This window comes from Photobacterium sanguinicancri (genome assembly GCF_024346675.1).
GTDB lineage: Bacteria > Pseudomonadota > Gammaproteobacteria > Enterobacterales > Vibrionaceae > Photobacterium > Photobacterium sanguinicancri.
Genome location: NZ_AP024851.1, coordinates 1,777,755 through 1,795,052, shown reverse-complemented (window position 1 = coordinate 1,795,052; position 17,298 = coordinate 1,777,755). Strand labels below are relative to the sequence as shown.

11 protein-coding genes are annotated in these 17,298 nt (G+C 42.8%); 2 read left to right on the top strand and 9 right to left on the bottom strand.

Features of this window, described 5'->3' with window-relative positions:
* Positions 1–202 precede the first annotated feature (202 nt).
* Positions 203–4,717 carry an SslE/AcfD family lipoprotein zinc metalloprotease gene (locus tag OCU87_RS24775; protein WP_390961513.1) on the top strand — a complete coding sequence of 1,505 codons (4,515 nt, stop codon included), beginning with the start codon at positions 203–205 and terminating at the stop codon, positions 4,715–4,717.
* 208 nt (positions 4,718–4,925) lie between these two features.
* Here the strand turns inward: OCU87_RS24775 and OCU87_RS24770 are convergent, their stop codons facing one another.
* The 7 genes from OCU87_RS24770 to OCU87_RS24740 form a co-directional block, all read right to left on the bottom strand.
* Positions 4,926–6,356: a hypothetical protein gene (locus tag OCU87_RS24770; RefSeq protein WP_261858859.1), complete on the bottom strand. Its 1,431-nt coding sequence runs from the start codon at positions 6,354–6,356 to the stop codon at positions 4,926–4,928.
* A gap of 137 nt (positions 6,357–6,493) precedes the next feature.
* Positions 6,494–7,030 carry an RNA polymerase sigma factor gene (locus OCU87_RS24765; RefSeq protein ID WP_315972505.1) on the bottom strand — a complete coding sequence of 179 codons (537 nt, stop codon included), beginning with the start codon at positions 7,028–7,030 and terminating at the stop codon, positions 6,494–6,496.
* Between the two features lie 151 nt (positions 7,031–7,181).
* Positions 7,182–7,430, bottom strand: coding sequence for a thioredoxin family protein (locus OCU87_RS24760; RefSeq protein WP_062692025.1), 249 nt, complete (start codon positions 7,428–7,430; stop codon positions 7,182–7,184).
* A gap of 23 nt (positions 7,431–7,453) precedes the next feature.
* Complete coding sequence (locus OCU87_RS24755) at positions 7,454–8,443, bottom strand: permease (protein ID WP_261858857.1); 990 nt, start codon at positions 8,441–8,443, stop codon at positions 7,454–7,456.
* 364 nt (positions 8,444–8,807) lie between these two features.
* Positions 8,808–10,076 carry a sigma-54-dependent transcriptional regulator gene (locus OCU87_RS24750; RefSeq protein WP_261858856.1) on the bottom strand — a complete coding sequence of 423 codons (1,269 nt, stop codon included), beginning with the start codon at positions 10,074–10,076 and terminating at the stop codon, positions 8,808–8,810.
* Positions 10,073–12,439: an ATP-binding protein gene (locus OCU87_RS24745; protein ID WP_261858855.1), complete on the bottom strand. Its 2,367-nt coding sequence runs from the start codon at positions 12,437–12,439 to the stop codon at positions 10,073–10,075. Before OCU87_RS24745 ends, OCU87_RS24750 begins: the two co-directional genes overlap by 4 nt.
* Before the next feature lie 3 nt (positions 12,440–12,442).
* A complete protein-coding gene (locus OCU87_RS24740) occupies positions 12,443–13,699 on the bottom strand; it encodes an ABC transporter substrate-binding protein (protein WP_261858854.1) in 1,257 nt (418 codons plus the stop codon).
* 384 nt (positions 13,700–14,083) lie between these two features.
* On the opposite strand from OCU87_RS24740, the gene OCU87_RS24735 reads away from it, so the two are divergent.
* Complete coding sequence (locus OCU87_RS24735; RefSeq protein WP_094957596.1) at positions 14,084–15,415, top strand: MFS transporter; 1,332 nt, start codon at positions 14,084–14,086, stop codon at positions 15,413–15,415.
* 144 nt (positions 15,416–15,559) lie between these two features.
* Here OCU87_RS24735 and OCU87_RS24730 read toward each other — a convergent pair whose 3' ends face one another.
* Together OCU87_RS24730 and alr are read right to left on the bottom strand one after the other, a co-directional pair.
* Positions 15,560–15,898 (bottom strand): hypothetical protein, encoded by a 339-nt coding sequence (locus tag OCU87_RS24730; protein ID WP_261858853.1) that lies wholly within the window; start codon positions 15,896–15,898, stop codon positions 15,560–15,562.
* A 177-nt stretch (positions 15,899–16,075) separates the two neighbouring features.
* Entirely contained in the window at positions 16,076–17,296 is a 1,221-nt protein-coding gene (gene alr, locus OCU87_RS24725; RefSeq protein ID WP_261858852.1) for an alanine racemase, read from the bottom strand.
* Positions 17,297–17,298 lie beyond the last annotated feature (2 nt).

The following is a 17,298-nucleotide window of genomic DNA, read 5'->3' as shown; positions in this document are numbered from 1 at the left end:
TAGAAAACTAATCATATTATTCATGATTAGTTCATTAGTAACCATTCAGTATTTGCATTAAACACCGCTTTATAGGGATAATTGTTACTAGTTTCATACGTGATTGGATACTTTTTTCAGCGATGCTATTAAATCATAAATGAAGCTTTGCCTAATTTAATCATTTTCTTTTAAGAACCTATTTATGATCAGCCTTAGCTCAATAAATAAAAGTTTACTCGCGATCGCTATAGCCTCCACTTTTCTTACAGGCTGTAATGATGACACTGTAACAGGAAATACAATTGTTCCTGATGATATTAAACCGCCAACAGAAACGGTTCCGCCGACTGACATTCTGCCACCAATAGAAACCATCCCACCGACAGAGATTATTCCAACAACGACCTACGTGGGTTCACTGTTAGCATCTGGCAAAATGATTAAAGGTGACGTCGATTGTAATGGCGTTCGCCTGACCAATGGCAGCTTTGAAGTGTCCCAAGGTACACCGTTTAGCTGTAGCCTAGGTTCTGTGACGCTAGGTGATTTTATTGCACCATTCCCACCATCATCACAAAGTAAAGCACTGGCCGCGGCTGCAAACAATACGGTTGAAGCCTCGTTTGAGCTAAAAACCCAACATGGTGATAACGCCTCCAGAGTCCTTCAATCTATCGATAGCTGTGAAGCAGACGATGCTATCTGCCTTAACGAAATAGATTCTTTTGGTATCGAAGATGTCTACCACCAAGTTGATAATGAAGAAGTGGTAGAAGCTTACTTTGAGTCTCTTGAAGAAAAAGCCACTGACGAAGTTGGTAAAGCGCCAAGCTCACACGTGGACGACACGGTAGTGCCTGCGGTTGACCCATCTGCCAATAACGATCTTAATTCAAATTTCGTGTCAGCGAATGCCGAAGCAAGCTACACCTATAAACCGAGCGCCGACGCACAAGTACTTACTCGCAGCAAGCTAACTGATAATAGTGGCAAGAATAGTAAGCCGATTGCTGGCGTGAGCTTCTTCTCTGCGCATTCAACAGGGGTGACGGACGAAAACGGCGAATTTGAATATCTGTGGGGCGACACCATTACCTTTGGTATCGACACCTTTGAGTTTGGTAAAGTATTAGGCAATCAAGTTGATTACAAACTGACAGATGTCACAGACAATGCGGTGACCAAAGCTAATATTCAAGCACTGATTGAACGTTATGCTGCAAGTACTGGCAATGCATTTACGATCACACCAGAAATTCATGAAACATTTGCCCAGTATCCAAATGTCATCAATGAGCTGATTAATCTTGCGCTACCTAGCGGTGGCAAACTTGGTGATTCGAACTATGAAGTGCCGAATGAGTTTGAAGCACAGTTTAGCGAAGGGCTAACGGCGATCATTGATGGTGAGCTAAATCAAAATCCTATCTCTTACCGCGCGATCAGCTTACCTAACACACTTTCGGTTGATAACAGCGGTAAATACGTCACCGAATCGCTGACTAAGATCTTCACGGGTGTTGATAGCTTCCATGTCTTTAACGATAACGGCAGCTTCTACGGTGCATCGGGCTATACCCGTGGTATGCGTGCGCTGAATATCTCGAACGAAGCTTTCCCTATCATGATGCCTCGTACAGATAAAAACCACGAAATCCCATTCGGTAAGCAACAAGCTTGGACTCGTGAAGGCAAGCCTTACATTGCGGAATACCCGGGTATTCAGATGCAACCTATCCCATTAGTGTCTAAAGACAATGCCACTTACGGATTCCCGTTTGTTACCGCTGGTAGCATAGGTACGGGTAAAGTTGTATTTATGGGGAACGGCATGTACCCAAGCATATTGTCATGTCCTGACAATTATTGGGCTAACCGCGCATTACACATTGATAGTACAAACCAAACCTGTACCGTGAATACGGTTGAAAACCCGTTGCATGATGATCACGGCAACATGAAGCGTTTCTTCGCGAATCTGTTCCAGTGGTTTAATAACGGTACGCCAACAACAGGCATCAAGGTTGCAACTAACATTGATTCCGCTTACGCGGCATACCACCACTCGACACTAGGCAGACAATACGACTTCTTTGTTAGCCCAAAATACGGTTTTAGTGCAGTAGAAAAACTCTCTAAAGGTGGCTTTAGTGGCCTCTCTGCGACGGAAACACCTATCTTACTCCTTCAGGCATACCCGCCAAGGCTAATTCAAGATGGGATGACTAACCTCTTTGTTGCTGATTTGGAAAACCCGAATCTAAGCCAAGACGACATCACAGCGCTGATCAAATACATCAATGACGGCGGTAATGTGTTGTTTATGGACGCTATTCAAGCCACCAACCCTGAGCCTATTGGTCGTTTGGCTGATGCCGCGGGGGTCTCTTTGGGTGGTCAAAACGTTACGCCAACCAACCAAGCATTCTGTGGCAGTTCTTACTACTGTCAGGCGCCGTATCCAAACCTGCATGTGAAGAGCCAAAAAGACATGGTGGTACTGGAGCGCTTCCAAGACAACCAAGGTGAGCAGCCATTTACAGTTCACCAAGATGGTACGGTTGAATGGATTAAAGACGAAACCAAGATCAAGTTTGAAATCCCAACTTACGAGATGCCAAAACTCAATGCCGACGGTACACCAGAGCTTGACGCAAATGGGGCGCCAGTAATGGTCACCAAACAGGCGCGTATTTTTGTGGACACAGCAGAGCAGCGTGAAGCCGCTATCGCAGAACTACAAAAAGCATTCGAAGGTACACCGGTTTGTACTAATAAATACGAGTATGAATTCAACTGTATTGAAACGCGTGCAGGTGATGGCGTTACCGTCCGTGGTAGTTACTACCGTGCTGACTTTGATCGTTACCCTGTCAGCAAAGATGTGATTGAAAGCATGGTGAAAGCCGCGAACTTAGGATCTAACTTCACTGCGCTGTACAACCATGAAATCTACTACCGCAGCAAAGGTACGCAAGGTATTCGCCTATCTAAAGCGGAATTAAACCAAACTTACGATAACCTTTCGGTGTGGATGTGGAACGACAACCCGTACCGCTACCAAACTGGCGTACAAGACGAGCTTGGCTTCAAACAAGCGGTGCAGTTCTTGAACTGTTATACCGACGGTCAGCATCAAGTTAACGCTGGTGAAGCCAATTGCCCTGTTGATCTAAAAACATCACTCGTGGCTAACGGGATGATCCATGGTGACGGTGAACTTAGTGGCCAGCTAAACCCAAGCTACCCGCTAAACTACATGGAAAAACCACTAACACGTATCATGCTTGGCCGCTCTTACTGGGATCACGAGATCACGGTAGACACCACCATGTATCCAGGCCGTACGGCTGGTGCAGGCTCTAGTGGTACAGCAACAATCCAAACCAATGGCAAGGCTGTTTCCTACTCTGCGGGTAATAATCAATCGACAGGTTTATGGGCGCCTCAGTTACAAGAAGTAACAGTTAGCGGTGGGGTTGAAGCAAGGATCACTGTGATGATGGCAGATGACCTAACAGGTAAACCTAACCATGAAGTGAGCTTGAAGCGTCCACCACGCATGCAAACTAGCTACCATTACGACGGTGCAAGCCTGAGCTTTAAAGCCCCTTATGGTGGTTTGATCTATATTCAACCGAAGGAAAAAGATCGCGGTGAGCAAACCTTCAACTTTAGTAATGTTGAAACAGCAGCTTGGTGGAAAGATGGCAATTGGGTAAACGATCCAAGTTCAGCCGCTGCACCAATTGCAGAGCTGGATACAGGTTCATTCATTTACACTACGCCAATCAATAACGTACGAAACAGTAACTCAGCTGACCTTAATAAGTTCGCTACTGACATGAACCGTTTCGCAGACGCGGCGAGTGATTTCTATGGCCGTGATGAAGTTGTTGCCGATGGTCAACACCGTCGATTCACTTACTCCACACTTGACGGATTCCGCCATCGCTTCGTTAATGATGTTCAGATCTCAATTGGGGCTGCGCACTCTGGCTACCCAGTGATGAACAGTAGCTTTAATGCGAACAAAACCAGCATACCAACCAATGCATTGAACGATTGGTTGATTTGGCACGAAGTGGGTCACAACCTAGCGTCTGCACCGTTCTCGGCGCAAGGCAGCACAGAAGTGACCAACAACTTGCTGGCGTTGTACATGCAAGAGCTTGAAGGCCGTAATGACAATCCGCAAATGGATCGTATTGCTACCGATATTCAAAAAGCGCCAATGTGGCTAAATGCTAACGGTGATCACGCTTGGGCCAATGGTGATGCTGGCATGCGTTTGGTCATGTTCGGGCAGCTTAAGATTTGGGCGAAAAATCACTTCTCGCTAGATAACTGGTACGCAAGCGACGATCACAAACCCGCGATTTACGGCAAAGATGCAGGCTGGAATATGATCAAGCTAATGCACCGTAAAGCCCGTGGCGACGTACAAGGCGATACGCTGCAAGGCCGTAACGGCACAAACTACTGTAGTCCACAAGATACTGGCTTATCTGGTGGTGACTTGATGATGGTATGTAGCTCTTTTGTGTCTGGCTACGATCTAAGTGATTTCTTTACCACTTGGAACGTGGGTGAAACCTCAATGACCAACCCTGATGGCTCAAAAGTCTATGACGGTGGCATTAGCGATGATGGACGCACTAAATTAGCCGAGCTGAACCTGGCTAAACCAAAGAAGAGTCCGCTAGCGGTTAACTCACTGACTTACAGCGAATAAGGTTAAAGCTTTATAACACAGACGGTGTGAATCAAATCCCTCGACCTCATCGGGGGATTTTTTTAGGAGCTTCTCAACTCAACGTTCTGTGGTTAGGTTAATCGGCTTCTTATGCTCGGGCTGACAATTCCCCTGCGCACCGATATCGATAATGGTGTACTCATTGGTGTTCGCCGTAGACGCATCTCTTGTTTGGCTGAGTTTTACATCACGTCATCACAGCCTTTAAAGCGAGGTCATTCAGCATGAGGGTTAACGCGTCACGAATCGTGATTTGTTTAGCCGTCAAGAAAGAGGGCTGATGACGTGATGCAGATGAACACACTTCATCAATATGTTGATACACATGTTGTTTTGTTTTAAAGATATTGCGCTCTTTTTCTATCTGAGTATCACCCAGAGAAACAAACAGCCCGCTTAATAGATTCATCGATTTGGACATTAATGTTTCACTGTCTTCGCATGTCAGAATGGGCGAACAATCAACACCAAGGGCAAACAAAATGTCATTAAAGTGCATTTTATAACCAGCGCCTCGCACATCAAAGGTGCGAAGTTTTGTACCGTTTTTATCCTTGCGCCATAAATAAGGTGGGTGCACTAACGTACCGAAGCCAATCGCAATCACAGTATCTCTAAAATGCAGCTCCAAGCGTCTGTCCCAAATATCTCCCGCTTTACCAGCCTCAAGGCTCAAACGACAACATTGAACTGAATGAGGTTGGCTTTTGAGGTACTGCTTGTCGACAGGTTGAAGAGGCAGCCACGTTATTGTGCCAGTCGCGTACAAGTGTGTTTCAGCCCCTTGCGAACGCACCAACTTCGAGTATTCAAGCGATTCAGCTCGGACAAAATCAAAGTTAATGTCCGCATCACTCATGCCAGCAAGCTGAAGATAACGTACTAACCCTGCAATGGCATGGATCCCCATATCAAAACCAAAACCAGCACCACCACTTTTGAGCGGGCACAGTAATTGTCTGGCGTTAAGTAACTCGACACGATTAGCAAAGCGGTATGACTTCAACACTTCAATGCTCTCAGTCGGATTATCGCTGGCAATGGCAACAATCTTTTCTGGCATTCCAAGTTGATCAAGGGAAAGCATTTGATCCGATAAATTATCGTGAACGGACAAATCTTGAGCAAACGGGTCAGGAGTAAACAAGGCTTGCACCGAGGGTGAAACCAATGCCGTGTCAATAAAGTAAAAACGCGCCCCACGGTGCTTAAGCTCGGGGATCACTTGGCTGAAGCCTTCATCTACCTCAGAGAGTGCAAAAGACGGTTTCTCAACCACAAATAAAAGCTGATCAACATTCACGGAAGCACTCAGATGCTTGATGATCGAGAGATGACTGCCCACTGGCGTCAGGATCAATGCGGCAGCAATCCGTGCCACATTCTTATTCGTTGTATCTAAACGCTTGGAATAATGAGTCAAATATTCTTCAAGGCTTGAATAGCGAGCAACATAAGGAAAATCAAACTGAGAATGTGCGGCCAAGTCTGACGCAGCAGGATCTATGGCAACAAGGGCATACTGTGTGCTTAATGCTTGTAGTAAATCATGGTACAGCGCAACAACGGATGACTTGGGATGCCCCAAGCCCCCAAATACTAATACGACGTCTTTCACCCTCTATCCTTAGCTGCATTCACCTTAGGTCACACACTAAGCTATCAAAATTCATGTGATAGGTAATGATGTAGCGCAGCTTTATCGAGGTATTCTGTGCACAGAAAAACAAAGTAAAGAATCAATTTTTGTCTAGTTTAAGCCGTACTTTCGTCGTCAGCAGGTAAAACACGCAACCTTTTAAAACAACACACGCCAGTTTGATCTTGTGTCACTTTGCATTCAGTGATCAGCTTAGTTTTGAGGGCTAACCGTGCGCGACGCAGGCGAGCTTTGGTTGCCGCCAAACTGAGTTGATGACATTTGGCGAATTCAACTTGCGTCATCCCACTGAGATCGCACTGTTCAATGATATTGCGTTCTTCTTCAGTCAGTAATGGCAAAATACGTGGTAAGCAGGTTTGCAGTTGTGTCATCACAGGTGGGATAGTGGTATTTGCTTTCAGTTCATCAATTTCGACCGCATAAACTTTACGACGAACATTGTCGATAAAATGGTTTTTAGTCACTTTAAACAGCCACGACTTACCATCTTGTAAGCTACAAAAACGCTGGCGGTTTCGCATCCCCTTAAGAAATACGTCTTGCATGATGTCTTCCGTTTCATGCTGACTTTGCGTCTGTTTTAGCAGCCAACTATAAAGCTGTGGCTCAGCTTCGCCCCACGCTTTCATCAGACACTTCATCGCCATTCCCATACCAGAAGACCCCCAAAAGAAAACACAAAAGCCGCAACTCCCTCACCGAAGGCGGTGTTGGACAAAGCGACTTCATTATTCTGAATCATTCGTAAAATAAGAATATTCTCGTTCACGGTAACAAGTATTAGGCTACAACATTCTCAGTCAACAATTCGTGCACTTGCTCAAGAGATGGCACAGAACCAGTATGTTTTACCACCCCATCAATACCGACACCTGGGGTGCTCATCACGCCCGCCATCATAATGGCTTCTAAGCTGGTCACCTTTTCCAGCTGAATATCGATACCCAGCTTAGTGGCTGCGGCACGAATGCGCTCGGCGGTAACCGTACAGTTTTTACAACCAGAGCCATAAACTTGAATTGTTTTCATTGTGTATTCCTTATGATTAAACATCAGTAGTAATAATTAAAGAGCCAACCTGTAATTGAAATGGCTATCAATAAATACCCTGCGATTGCTGCTAACAAGCGATAACGCATCACTTGTTTCAGCATGATAAATTCCGGCAAGCTAACCGCGACAGCTCCCATGCAAAATGCCAGAGTGGTCCCTATTGGCATGCCTTTATCTAGTAGCGATCCCATAATAGGCACTACACCCGATGCATTAGCATAAATAGGAATGGCGCTCAGGGTTGCAACAGGCACTGTCCACCATTGTCCGCTGGCAAGGTTTTGCTCGAACCATTCAGCAGGCACAAAGCCGTGGATGAAAGCACCTAACCCAACCCCGACGATCACCCACTTCCACACCCGCCCAAAAATCGTCTTTGTTTCGCCAGCAGCAATGGCATGGCGATCCTTCATGGTCATCCTTTGATGTGTCGGCTCTTGAGTTTGCTGTTGTGATTGCGCCTGCCCGACTTGTTGATAGGCTTTGGCAAGGAAAGGTTGTAACCAGCGATGTGCTTGGCATTTATCTAAAATAACACCGCCAATCATGCCCAATAACATCCCTATCGCGACGTACATCACGGTGAACTTGATGCCTAACAAACTGCCTAGCATGATGACAACCACTTCATTCACCAAGGGGGAAGTGATCAAGAATGCTATCGTCACACCAATAGGAATTTGAGCTGATACAAAACCCATAAACAGTGGAATAGAACTACAAGAACAAAATGGGGTGATTGCCCCAAAGGTAGAACCAAGAAAGTACCCGACCCCTTTATGCTTACCTTGGAGGTAGTCGCGCACCTTCTCAACACTCAAGCTGGCACGAATAAAGGAAATAACATAAATAAGAGACACCAGTAATACCAAGATCTTACTGGTGTCTTCGATGAAGAAATGAAACCCAATCCCGACAGAGGTATCAGGTGAGAGCTTGAACACGGTGAAGGTCAGCCAATCCGCTAACTGAGTGAAGATGTCCAACATGTTTGTACGTCCTAATTGCTGCTTTGCTATTAACACGTATCAGAAACCAAAAGGATGCACATTTTTTTGAAAAAAGAGGATGCCCTTTATCTTTATCACATCACATCACATCACATCACATCACATCATCAAACAAAGCGACTTGCTCAGAAAATCGCAGGAATATTACGCGTGGCGGCTTCTGCCACAATGGCAAACAGACCCGATATTGCCTTTGTATATTCTTTATCCCAAGCGTGAACACTGACCTAAACGCACCAAGCTCTTGGTGGAGCTATTCAAAGGGCGATTACAAGACGTTTGAGTCCTAAGCCTAAAGAAAGTAGAGAGTCGCTTTACTCTCTATTTTCTTTACATGAGTATCTTAGTTTCTTTTGTAATTCGCTTTATCCAGCTCATACTTTTTCATGCGCAAATACAATTTCTTACGTTGGATCTTAAGGTAATTAGACACTTCATTGATTTGGCCAGAAAACAGATACAAGGCATCTTCAATCAGCTGCCTTTCATACTTCTCCACTAACTCATCAAGCGCACCATCCATTTGCTCAACAGGATAGACTCGCTCAGCCGTTGATAGCTTCACAATCCCAATGGCATATAGCTCTGCCACGCTCTTCAGTTCTCGGACATTTCCCGGCCAACAATGGTCGTTTAATACATTTAAATACGAGCTATCAACTTTGGGGATCTCTTTACTAAGTAACAGGCAGCTATTTTTCAAAAAGTGTTTAAAGAGAATTTTGATATCTTCCTTTCTCTTGTTCAGAGGTGGAATTGAAAATCTGGCGTTATTGAGCAAGTAATACAGCTCTGGCATGAGCGCATGTGCTTGCAAAGCTAACTCAGGCGGCTGACTAAAAATAGTGATGAACTTGACGGTATGTTTTCCCGTTCTTTCTTGTTCAAGCAGGTAACGGCTCATATAACACTGGACATCTTCGGCCATTTTACTTGGCTCATTAAGGATCACCGTGCCATTTTCTGCCGCCTGAATGATGTCTTCCAAGTCCGAGATAGTCGTCAAGCTCTCCCCTGCCTTAAAAATAAGGGCCGCATGGTTTCTTGGACTTAGCTCGTGCAATAAGGTCGCAGAGGTATAACGGCCAACACCGTTTTCACCAACAATTAAGACATCTTTATCTGCTGTTGCCAGTAATTTAATACGTTCGTGTATCTCAATAATTTCGACACTTTTACCCAGAAGTTTCTTAGGTAAATCTCGCTCAATTAGATGCCATTGCTCTACCACTTTTGACCGCTCGCTGATGACTTTTTCGAGTAAACTTAACAGCTTTTTCGGCTTCAGCGGTTTTTCGAGATAATCACATGCCCCTTTTTGAATGGCTTCTACGGCCATTTCGATATCACCATGACCTGTGATGGTAATGATCGGCAAGTGTGGACTAATTTCTTTCACCTTATCAATAAGGTCCATGCCACTCATGGTCGGCATATAAATGTCTGTCAGTACTACACCCGACCAGTTAGAGTGAATTTGCTGTAGCGCTTTATGGGGATCTAAAAACGCTTTTGTTTTGTACCCTGCGAGCTGTAATAGATGTTGGCTAGAGTCTAAAACATGTTGATCATCGTCGATAAGCACAACTTGAACATCATCACCTAAAATCATTGTATCGGGAACTCCAAAACTATCATTGCACCACCATCTAACGTTGATGCGAGTTGAATCGAGCCATTTAAACGGTCCATTATCGAATGGCAAATATTTAAACCAAGGCCTAACCCCACTTCCTTTGTTGTCGTAAACGGGGTAAAAATTTGATTAATAATGGTGTGATCAAAACCAGGGCCATTATCACTACAAGCCAAAATTAATGAATCTTGGCCACACTTTAATTTGCTTAGTGTCACGACACCTTGATCTTCGGCAATAGGCGCTAAAGCATCACAACTATTAATGAGTAAATTAACAATAACTTGCTCAATCTGAATAAGATCACCAATACAGCAGCAATCCTCATCAAGTTGATTGTTCAATATAATGTTGTGCTGCTTCGCTCTTGAATCCGCGATGCCGATTGCATTATTAGCGGCTTGGTAAAGGTTGACCTCAACCGCAGGGTTCGTGAATGATGTCTTCTTCGAAAAACCACGCAAATTAGTAATAATCTGCTCCATGCGATCACTGATCTCATCCATTTTATCCATGGTGTCGTAGATATCTGGGTAATCATTTTGGTTATATGTCATCTGCACGGTATAGATGTACGTAGAAAGCGCTGATAGGGGCTGATTCAGTTCATGCGCAAGGGTTGTCATGGCTTGCCCGACAACGGCCATTTTAGCCGCTTGAATCAGTTCTTCTTGCGTCGCAACAAGGCTTGTTTCAGCACGCTTTCTCTCTTCTATCTGGCAATGCAATTCAGCGTTGGCTTGTGTTAACGATTGGGTTTTCTCTTCTACTTTTTGTTCAAGCCAGCGTGCTACATTCTCTTGCTCTGTAATATCCGTTAACGTAATGATGATCTTGGGTGCCGTATTTTGATAATATACACGTAAGTCCAATCTAAAATATTGAACCAGTTCATCTTCACTTTCTATTTCCAGCGTAATTGTGTACGCACCATTGACCAATAAGAGACTTTCAGGTGAAAAAATCGACCTGAGTTGATAATGGTAACGAGGATTAAATAATCCCCAAATATAGTCCTTATCAAAAGACTTATTGCAGAGCTTAAATAAGTTGCGAGCACTAAAATTCATCGACTCAATCACGCCATCCGTGGTGCAAGTCACAAGGCTGGCTTGCGTGTTATTGATAAGATTTAACGCATTGGTATTTTCGATCTCTTGAAGTTGTAAACAAAACTCACTTAAAGTACGCCCCAATAAACCAATCTCATCTCTTCCTGTTACAGGAATCAATTGCTTTGTCTCACCAGCCGAAACTGAATTTAAATTAACGCTCAAATCATATAGCCGTTGTACGATACGTTTACGTACAAAATAAAAGTAAATTAATGCACTGATAAGAATGGAAGATACTAACACCATGATAAGAAGCACATTGCCAGCTTCAATAATATTTCTGGTACTTAGCTTGATCCCAGCCAACTCAACACTGGTCTTACTTACCAAGCTCTTTATCTGCTTTTGTTGATTTTCTAAACGAGATTGGATGGTTTCTCTTTGCTGATTAGATTGCTCAGAAAGTGACTTTAGCGCTTTAAGGTTATTGTGCAATTTCCCATTTGGTTTAACGAGTGCAAAGAACTCAAGTAGTAACTGCCTATATGTAATACTCGCCGCGTTATGCTCAAGCCTTTCACTCAGCCTTTTAATTTCATCCGTTTTATAACTAATAAAATGAAATGCACTTTCCAAATTACGCTGTTTATATTGTCTGACAACCTCATTCACTAATGAGACTAGTTCGTTCTCCTTGAGGGTCATCATTTGTAATGTTGTAAAGTCATCATACAATTTTGATTTCTTTTCAGGGCTTAATCGCATTCTCTCACTGGTAATTTGCCATTCTATTTCTTGTCTTAAAGGGTTCACTTCATCAACAATATCCTGATGAAGCCATAACATACTCTCAGAAATCTTATCTAGCTCTTGTTTCAACTTCACTTTATTTGATAATAAAGGTACAAATAACTGAATATCCACACCGAGTTGTTGATATTCATCCCTTAATTTTTTAATGGCTTTTGAGTTTGTTAATTTAATGGTAAAACGATTAATATCGTCTAGGCTTTTTTGCAAATGTGCATCAATTTGATTGAGTCTAATGATATTTCTTGTGGTATGAACTTCATTTAAATAAGCTTGTAATTGAGTACTACTTCGCTCTAATTGGTAGCTGACCTTTAATGATGGCATATTATTATCAAGCATCGTGTTTACTTTGTCATCGAGCATATTCCACGTAGTGAACGCCACTAAGCTGATAAAAAATACCATGAGCAAAATACAAGTAAATGCTGCAACAAGTCGAGAACTGAGAGTATTAGGGAACTTAGGCAACATTGATTACTCTTGATTGATTTCATTAATGAGCTGATTCGCTCTAACTAAATTATCATTTAGCGTTTGCTGCCAGCGTCGCACTTCCTCTGCAACCGCAGGATTAAGTCCACGTGCAGTACCCACACGGCTAAACATCGATAGATAATCTTTTGATTGTGCCTGACGAGATGAAACAGGAACTGCTGTTGCCAAGTGTTTGATAAGATCTAGTTTGTGCTTGTTTCCATCAGACAGCTCTTTTTCTTCAAGTTGGTATATAGACTGCCACGTAATGTTCAGCTGGTGAAGTTGCTCAGTAATAGCTTGATCAAAAAGTAATGAGATAAGCCCGTCACGGTCATAAACCAACGCTTTATTGAGTACAACATTGGTTTTCTTTGCCAGCTCGGGTTGCGCTAGTGAAAACTTGGTTATCGATGTTGTTTCAAGTGATTTCTGCCCTTGTTCTGATAATAAAAAATCGATAATTTTCTGACTTTCTTGTTTCGTATCGCTGTCTTTTGTAATGGCAATATAAGTTGGCATTAATATCGAGTTAGGCATGTAGTTAAAATCAACATAATTAAAGCTTCTCTTGCTATTTATTGCATAGTTATCAATCACAGGACCAACGCCAATAAGCCCTTGAGAAATGGCCTCACTGACGCCAAAGCTTCGAGATGATATAAACGCAATATTGCCCCCAATCTTCATTAAAATCTGCCAACCTTTATCCCAACCATAATTTTGTAATATATTTTCCACCATTAGGCTTGTTGTACCTGATCGTGTTGGTGTACTCATGGTTATATGACTGAAATATTTAGCATCAGACAGGTCATGCCATGTTTTGGGAATAGGTAAACTGTAACTTTTCAAATACTCTTGGTTATACATGATCCCAAATCCAGAGTAGGCAAATGCAGTGACTTTGCCTGACATTTCCAAAATATGAGGCTTTAGCCAATCAGGTGTTTTATTTTCGTTATCGATGAGTTGTAACTTATCTTTTTCTTCCAGTTCATGAAATAGAACAGATGACGACGATATTATAATATCAACTTTACTAGGCGTTCCTCTCTCTAATAATTGAAGAGCGGATCGGTTTCGTCGAAATATAATATTCACATTAATATTTGGGTTAATCTTTTGAAAATTGTTGATTATCTGTGAAATTGAACTTTCTGAAAATGTCGTCAGTATCACGATTGGCTTATCTTTTGACGCAAAGGCCATTGTCGATGTTGATATTAAAAAAAGGAAAAGAATAAATTTGCTCATACCAACTTTGCTTCATATATCAAGGGGAGTAATTATCAGCAATGTTAATGATTATATTCTTTCATTTTGTGTGTCAGGTCAAAGTTCAGTAAATAAGTATAAAATCGCTTTTACACTAAATGTGCCTTTAAAGGGACATATAATTATTTCTTGTTCGGTAAAATTCGCAATCATTTCGATTGAGCGATAAAAAATGTTCTTATTTGCCGCACGAATATAGTGGTTTGGGACAAATCTTTCCCAAATCCGCCCACTTGTTGATTCTTTTTTTCATCTTATTATCCATTTCCATGCAGGGACATTCCCTAAAAATTTTTCTGATTACGGTCCCCTTTTGTTGACCAAATAATCCATATTTTTCACATTCGATAGGATAAGAAAGAAATGAACACATCAAAATTAGATGCGACGTATAAAAGATTTCGGTGGCAAATCATCTTAGCCACCTTTTTGACCTATACCGTCATGTACATATCCCGCAAGGCATTTGCAGCTGCCGCACCTCTTCTTATGGAAGACTTGGGTATGACAGTAGTACAATTTGGCGCAGCATCTTCTATTTATTACATCGTTTACGGGCTATCTAAATTTAGCTCTGGCTTGGTTGCTGACCGCATCAATCCTCGCGCCTTTCTTGGTTCTGTACTTATCCTAGTTGCGATTATCAATGTCGGTATCGGCATGACAGAAAACGTGACTATGTTGTTAGCGCTGTACTGTTTGACCGCTGTTGTACAAGGGTGTGGTTTTCCTCCTATCGCCAAATCAATTAGCCAATGGTATTCAAAATCAGAGCGTGGTGGCTGGTATTCTATTTGGAACACTTCGCACAACCTTGGCGGTGCATTAGCGCCACTTATCGCTTCAGCTGTTATTGCTGCAACGGGTAACTGGCGTTATGCGTTTTATGTACCAGCCGCAATTACTGCACTCCAAGCGATTGTTTGTTTTTGGCTAATGCGCAATAAACCTGAAACTTATGGATTACCGAACGTAGGTGAATGGAAAGGTGATGAGAAACAAATCGCCATCAATAAGCGCTCTGAAGCTGGCTTAACCATGTGGGTGATGTTTAAGCGCTACATCTTAACCAATCCTATTATTTGGTTAGCGATCAGTGGTGACCTTTGTATTTACATTATTCGAACAGTGACTAACGACTGGGTATCAATATACTTTGTTAAAGAGTTAGGGTGGGATTTGGTTAAATCAAATTCACTTGTCGCTTGGTTCGAAGCTGGCGGTATTATTGGCGGTTTAACGTCGGGTATCATCTCCGATAAACTATTCGGTGCGGACCGCTGGAAAACTATTCTAATTTACTCATTCGTTTTGATTGCAGGTATGGTTGGTGTTGTTCTGACCATTAATCTTAGCTACTTATTAGTTTCTGCTTGCTTCTTTATTATTGGTGCAGGTATTTATGCTCCTCAAATGCTGTTTGCGCTTGGTATCATTGAAGCGTCACATGCCGATGGTGCTGGTGCTGCAACAGGTCTTAAAGGCGGCATAACATACATAGGTGCTGCATTAGCGGGTGCGCCGATTGCGATGATTGAATCAGCATATTCTTGGAATGGCGTTTTCATGATTCTCGGCTGTATTGCCGTCACGCTAATTGTACTAACGTGTTCTATTATCCGACTCGATAAAAGAAAGTCACAGAGTAATGTGGCAGGGTTCGATAATAACGTCGCGAGCTCTGAAACGGCATAGTACGACCAGCAGCTTGAACAACAATTAGAAAGACTCGAGGTTGAGATGAATAATCTCAGCCTCTTTACTATCCATTAAACATACTCTGCATATCTCGATACAAACACCTAAGAACAGAAGTCAGAATCAGATAACAAACCCCACCTAGCGGATCTGCACTCTACCATTGAGTTTACGCAGTGAACGGAGCACTTCTTGCAAAAACCGTTCATCTTCTTGTAACTGATATTTTTCACTGTCAGATTGCTGATCTTGGCCTGAATTTGATTCTGGCTGATCAGTGGCAGATTCACCTTGGTTATTCTTATCAAGTTTTTGCGATAACGTTGTCGCGAGATATTTCCAGTTAGCTAAGTGTTGAGTTCGTTCAATGTTCTCATCAGCAATTTGGCTGGAAAAACGAGAGGGGAGCGAAGGAAGGCGCACAGCATCACTAAGCCGTGGTTGTGGTTGTAGTTGGGCTGATTTTTTATATTCATTCATATAACCCCCATTAAGAAGCACTAAATAGCGCTTGATTGGATTCGAATATACCTTGGTCACTCATAGATTAAAGGCGAAACGTAAGATCAAGAAAACTACCTTGGCTTCGAGTAAGACATAACTCAAAACCAAAGTAGTATGTCGAAGTGTGAGGCGATCACACTGCTAGCTGTCTAACTAATCGTTTAAATAATAACGAGGATTCGCAAGTCCCCAGACCGTATACAGTTCAGGGAAAATTAGGCTAGCATTCGCTTCCATTTCACTGACGCTAATACTTTCACCCTGCTGATGACCAAATAAAATAACGTCTTGGCCTTGGCGAATGTCCTCAAGACCAGTGATGTCGACCATTGCAGTATTCATCGATGTCATACCAACCACTTTTGCCCGTTGCCCGTTAATAATAACGTAGGCTTTGTTACCCATTTTTCGTGGGTAGCCATCTGAATAACCAACGGGAATATTCGCAAGTACACTGTCTCTTGTTGTAGTAAAAGTACTGTCATATCCTACCGTCTTATTAGCCGGTAACTGATGAATTGAGGCTACTCGCGTTTTAAAAGAAACAATCGATGGGTACTCAGGGTTCGTCGGTAAATCACCGTAAAGCACCCCACCAGGTCGCACCATATCAAGCTGCGCTTCAGGAACATTCAGCGATACATACGAGTTAGCCACATGCAGCGTAATGTCTTCTCGAGTTAAATCAGCTTCTTTGATCAGCCATGATGAATCCGCTTGAAAATCTTTCAGTTTCAAGCGCACGTCATCGGCATTGTAATTAGGGAAGTGGGTCATAATGCCGACCACATCCAAATGTGACTGCGTCGCGATATCTAGCGCTTCGTCTTTACCACGACGAGTCGACATATCGATACCGTTACGCCCCATTCCGCCATTATTTAACGCCAGATGAACCTTAATGGTTTTATTGTTTTTAATGCCAAAATCAGCAATATCCTTTGCTTGCTGATGGCTACCAATCAGCTCTTCAATATCAAGATCAACACTCTGCTTTATTTCGCTCAAACTTGCAGAACGAACACGAAGGAGCTGACCTTTAAAGCCACTATCGCGCACTGCACGTGCTTCAGCATTACTTGCAATCGCTACGCATGGAATTTGTTGCTCAATAATAGTTGGCATTAATCCATGAATGCCATTGCCGTACGCGTCAGCCTTCATTACCGCACAGATTTTAGTCTCTGATTTAATATGAGATTTAAACTGCTCAATGTTCGACTTAAATTGACCCAAACTGACTTCCAACCATGCATTTGATTGGTTCACTTCTTGCTCGTTCGGGATATGCTGATCGATAGCAAGTGGGGCGCTTAAGGTAGAGAAAGAAGGTAGCGCCATCGCTAGCGATAGTAATGTCATTTTAAATTTCATGG